The sequence below is a fragment of the Sphingobium sp. genome (genome assembly GCF_035511395.1).
Lineage (GTDB): Bacteria > Pseudomonadota > Alphaproteobacteria > Sphingomonadales > Sphingomonadaceae > Sphingobium.
On the sequence record NZ_DATKFP010000383.1, the window covers coordinates 1 to 4,690 of the forward strand.

Consider the following 4,690-nt stretch of genomic DNA (forward strand, 5'->3'; position numbering starts at 1 on the left):
CCCAGGCCGTCGATCTCGACATGGTCGCCGCCGGTTGGACGCCGACGATCGGCACCTATTTCGGTCGGGTGACCAAGGCGCGCATCCTCGCAGCCGTGCGGGAGGCGAAAGGCGCGCGGGCGGGTGACCGCATCGAGCACCTCAAGAAGGCCGAGATGGCGGAGCAGGCCGAGACGCTGTTGGCGGAGTCCGGATGGCTTCCGGAGCCGCTGCGCACGCCCGGTCGCGATGTGCCGAACGCCGCTGCGACCGACGCCGCGAAAGCAGACGCCGATGCACCGGGCGTAGAAATGACGGCGGACGGCGGCGAAACGGCCGTGGTGGAAGACGAGGAAGTAACCGAGGATGAATCGGTCGCGCTCGAACCCCACGCGACCGCGGCCGAATAACGAAGGAGCCAACCGCACTGCCAGGGGCCCGCCAGCGATGGCGGGCCCTTTTTCGTCTCGGAGGACACGATGTCGGACAATGCATCCGATCTGGCACGCCGTATGGCCAGACAGGCTGAGGCGGTCTGCCGTCATTATCTTTCCAACGGCCGCCGTGAAGGACGCTACTGGCTGGTCGGCGATGCCCGCAATACGCCGGGGCGCTCTATGTTCGTCCGCCTGAAGGGCGCCGAATCCGGCAAGGGCACCGCAGGCAAATGGACCGACGCCGCCACGGGCGAGCATGGCGATTTGCTTGACATCATCCGCGAGACACGCGGCCTGATCGATTTCAAGGACGTCGCCGAAGAGGCGCGGACCTTCCTCAGCCTTCCGCATCCCGAACCTGAGCCGCAACCACGGCCGTGGCAGGCGCCAGCTCCGATCGGATCGCCGGAGGCCGCACGCCGGCTCTTCGCCATGTCGCAACCGATTCCGGGCACTGTCGTAGACACGTATTTGCGGATACGCGGCATCACGGCTTTGCACGGAACCGGATCGCTGCGCTTTCACCCGCGATGCTACTACCGGCCCGACGAGCAGAGCCCGACCGAGAGCTGGCCGGCGATGATCGCATCCGTCACCGATCTCGGCGGCCGGATCACCGGCGCGCATCGCACCTGGATTGCGCCCGACGGCAGCGGTAAGGCGCCGGTCGACACGCCGCGGCGGGCGATGGGCGACCTCCTCGGCCACGCAGTCCGGTTCGGCGTGACGCATGACGTAATGGCGGCCGGCGAAGGCATCGAAACCATTCTGTCGCTGCGAATGGCAGCCCCCCGCATGCCGATGGTCGCCGCACTGTCGGCCGCGCACCTCGCAGCCATCCTGTTCCCGGCAACCCTCCGCCGGCTCTACATCGTGCGTGACGACGATCCGGCCGGTGACGGCGCGCGCGACAGCCTGATCGAACGGGCAAACGCTGTCGGGATCGAGGCGATTGTTCTGTCGCCCACGCTCGGAGACTTCAACGAGGATCTCAGACTGATCGGCATCGTTGTGCTCTGGGCCAACGTCCGCGTCCAGCTCGCCCCGGAAGATGTCGCACGCTTCATCGCGACAGAGGCGGTGTAGTTCCGGAGGGATGCGACAAGAGCGGCGGCGCCGTCAGCGCTATCGCTCTGGCTGCTTTCCATCTCGCCGGAAAGACCGCGACCCGGCCTTCGAGAGGGCGATCGGCCGTCAAACGGTCCGGCCCGGCAATGGCTGCGCCCGGTTCTTTTCCGCCGGCCCTCCGGGCCTTTGCATCGCGAAGCAAAACAACCGGGCTTCGCCATCCTCCGCTGACGCTCCGGCCCTGCGCTTCGCTCCGGGTGCAGGTCCGGCCCGCCCGACGGCTTTCGTCGCCAGAAGGCCGCGAGGGTCGCGGTCAGACCGACGAAGGAGCATCCCATGACGAGCGATCGCGACGACTTCGAGCCCCATCACGCTTCGTCTCCCACCGACCACCTTCTCACCGAACTTCAGCTTTACGGCTTCCGTCCCTTCCAGGACGAACTCGACCCGAGGCCGCTGCCCGAGGGGAACGCCGTCGCCGGCGCCATCGCCGACATCTTCGATGCGCTGATCGTCACCTTCCAGGACACCCGCCTCGAGCCCGACCTCGACGATCTGCTCTGGTCGACCGTCAATCTCTTCCACCGCGCCACCGGCCGGATCGAACGCGAACTCGACGACAATGAGCAGGCTCAGCGGCGGAGCCAGCGGGAACAGGACGGCTCCGAGGTCAAGTCCGTCGAGCTGGAGCGGCTTACCGCCGAGGGCCAGACGCTAATCGAACGCCGTGATGCCTTCGAGTTGATGCGCGACCAGGCCGCCGAGCATTTCGAGCGCCAGACGGGATCATCCTGGCGACCGCGCAGCGGATCGATAGTCAACCACCGCACCATGACATCGGCCATGATCGACAGCCGTGATTTTCTCGCCGCCAAGCGCCGCGCCGAAACCGAAGTGATGCTGCCTGCGGGTCCGAAGATCGCCTTCACCGGCGGTCTCGACTTCAACGATCACCGGCTGATCTGGGCCAAGCTCGACCAGGTCCACGCCAAGCATCCCGACATGGTGCTGCTACATGGCGGATCGCCGAAAGGCGCCGAGCGCATCGCCGCCCGCTGGGCCGACCATCGCAAGGTTCCGCAGATCGCATTCAAGCCCGACTGGACGAAACACGCCAAGGCCGCGCCGTTCAAGCGCAACGACCAATTGCTGCTGATCCTGCCGATCGGCGTCATGCACTTCCCGGGTACGGGCATTCAGGACAACCTCGCCGACAAGGCCCGCAAGCTCGGCATCCCGGTCTGGAAATTCGGCAAAGGCGGCGCGTGAGCGCCGCCTAGCTCAATTCGATCTTCCAGAATCTCAGCACTTCCTGAACCTCATCCTTCGGATAGTGCAAAAAGGCCGCGTTTGCGATGTCGGCCTTGATCCTCAGTTTGCGCTTGGCGATCTCCCGCTCGATCCGCGGAGTGAACGGAGCCGTGCCGGGCGGCAGAACACCGGGGCGATCGGGGCCTGGCCAACTCTTCGGGTAGCCTTCTGGAATCCAACCACCTCTCACTTGGTCGGCTTGATCGGCGACCGAAGGATGCTCACAAGCCCATCCATAGAGATGAAATGCGCAAACACGTAGCATGGCCTTGATCTCGGGCAGTGTGTCGGTGAAGCCCTTCAGCGATGTCGGCAGCCACACCATGTTGGCGACACAGGAAAAGTACCGAAGATCCTGGACGACGTTGCTGCGCTGCGCGAAGGACGGATCGTCATACCCCCAGATGTGGCACACGGTCCAATTCTTCGGCTTGGGCGACGCGATGTCGAGAGCCGCGACCAACGCGTTAAGCGCGGCGACATTGCCTTCGAACTTCTCCGCCGTGACGCCAGTGGCCTTGCGCGTATTCGTATATCGGCGCGTCCATCCCGCGTCGTAGAGCGCCCGCCCGCGCGCGGTGTGCGGAGCCCAGACCGGCAAGGCCCGGAAGGTGTCCGGATGGACCCACCGCGCCGTGCGCTCGATAAGTTCCACCACGGCCGGGATATCGTCCCGAAGCGCCTCGTTACCGTCAGGTATGAAGAATCCGCCCGCCACGCTTTACCGCCATTTTCCTCTTGTCGCCCCTGCGCCGGTGCTCCGGACTTAGGTCCCGCGCGGGGAGAGCTGGAGTCGTCCTCTACTACCATGGCAACGCAAAGCACCGGAAATCATGCCCGATTTCCGCTCCCGCCAACCCACAAGTTCGACTATAGTTGGTTTGCGCCGGGGTGGTGGTGGAAGGCGCGACCGTCAGACCTTTTCTCACGGGAGACCATCGCCATGATCTTCATTGGCATCCTCGCCAGCATCGCAGCCATTGGCATGCTCTGCTGGCTCTTGTTCACCCTTGCTGTATTCGCACTGCCCGCCTTCGTCGGCGTCACCGCTGGAGTCTGGGCCTATCAGACCGGCGCAGGCTGGATCGGCGGCATCGTTGTTGGCCTGGTCGCCGCCGCACTGACGTTCGGCATCAGCCAGTTCCTGCTCGGCTTCGCGCGGCCGTTCTGGCTGCGCCTCGCGATCGCGATCGCGTTCGTCGCGCCCGCGGCGCTCGCCGGCTATCATGCCACCCACGGCATCGTGCAGCACACCATGCCCTCCGATACGTGGCAGGTCATCTTTTCCGTCGCTGGTGCGATTGCTGTCGGCGTCACCGCGTTCGTGCGGGTGACAGCTTTGGCAGCGCCCGGACCATCGGGGCGGGGCTTGGCGCGCGCCTAACGCTATTAGCAGCGGAGGCGGGACAATCGGCCGATCTTCACCCGCGTCGCCCTCGTCATCGAAACCCCGAGATGGCGGTCGGCGCTCAGACCTTGGCCTCGGCCAACCCGTGTCGCGTCATCGCAGTCTTACGCTGGAGCAGCGTGACGCCGTTCGGTCGCGCGATCAAAACATCGGTGCGCTGGCTTTCTTGCCAGAGCGGTGTCGGCATCGGGACGCGGTCAAGGCCTGGACTGGCTCTGTGGAATCGCCGACTCCGTTGCTGCCGAAATCGTGACGGCAACGCCGTGCTCACCACGTTCTCCTTGATCAATCTCTGTCTAACCGACCGCTCCAAAACGGCCTCTTCAATGGGCTGATCTGGCCGAAGGCCGGCTGCGCCTTGATCGCCTATGCGGCAATGGCGCCGATCGACTTTCTTCCCCTGCCGGCTGCGCCGTCATTCCTCGCGAAACAACAAAGTCGCCTGGCTGCCATCCTCCGCTGCGCTGCGGTCGCAAGCGATGCCGCG

Annotated in this window: 4 protein-coding genes and 1 pseudogene; 4 read left to right on the forward strand and 1 reads right to left on the reverse strand. The window is 65.2% G+C overall.

Features of this window, described 5'->3' with window-relative positions:
- The 3 genes and pseudogenes from VMR39_RS25985 to VMR39_RS25995 all read left to right on the forward strand — a co-directional run.
- Nucleotides 1–389 (forward strand): annotated as a pseudogene (locus VMR39_RS25985) (DNA-binding protein); the annotation flags it as partial.
- Between the two features lie 69 nt (nt 390–458).
- Complete coding sequence (locus tag VMR39_RS25990) at nt 459–1,502, forward strand: DUF7146 domain-containing protein (protein ID WP_325420686.1); 1,044 nt, start codon at nt 459–461, stop codon at nt 1,500–1,502.
- A 318-nt stretch (nt 1,503–1,820) separates the two neighbouring features.
- On the forward strand, nt 1,821–2,753 hold the full coding sequence (locus VMR39_RS25995; protein WP_325420688.1) for a DUF2493 domain-containing protein: 933 nt from the start codon (nt 1,821–1,823) through the stop codon (nt 2,751–2,753).
- Nucleotides 2,754–2,760: 7 nt separating this feature from the next.
- Here the strand turns inward: VMR39_RS25995 and VMR39_RS26000 are convergent, their stop codons facing one another.
- Nucleotides 2,761–3,513 (reverse strand): hypothetical protein, encoded by a 753-nt coding sequence (locus VMR39_RS26000; RefSeq protein ID WP_325420689.1) that lies wholly within the window; start codon nt 3,511–3,513, stop codon nt 2,761–2,763.
- A gap of 225 nt (nt 3,514–3,738) precedes the next feature.
- Here VMR39_RS26000 and VMR39_RS26005 point away from each other — a divergent pair, with 225 nt between their 5' ends.
- A complete protein-coding gene (locus tag VMR39_RS26005; RefSeq protein ID WP_325420691.1) occupies nt 3,739–4,179 on the forward strand; it encodes a hypothetical protein in 441 nt (146 codons plus the stop codon).
- Nucleotides 4,180–4,690 lie beyond the last annotated feature (511 nt).

Bases quoted from the DNA above. Each gene is read 5' to 3' on its own strand.
- VMR39_RS26005 (WP_325420691.1), top strand. From the start codon at position 3,739: ATGATCTTCATTGGCATCCTCGCCAGCATCGCAGCCATTGGCATGCTC.
- VMR39_RS25995 (WP_325420688.1), top strand. From the start codon at position 1,821: ATGACGAGCGATCGCGACGACTTCGAGCCCCATCACGCTTCGTCTCCC.
- VMR39_RS25990 (WP_325420686.1), top strand. From the start codon at position 459: ATGTCGGACAATGCATCCGATCTGGCACGCCGTATGGCCAGACAGGCT.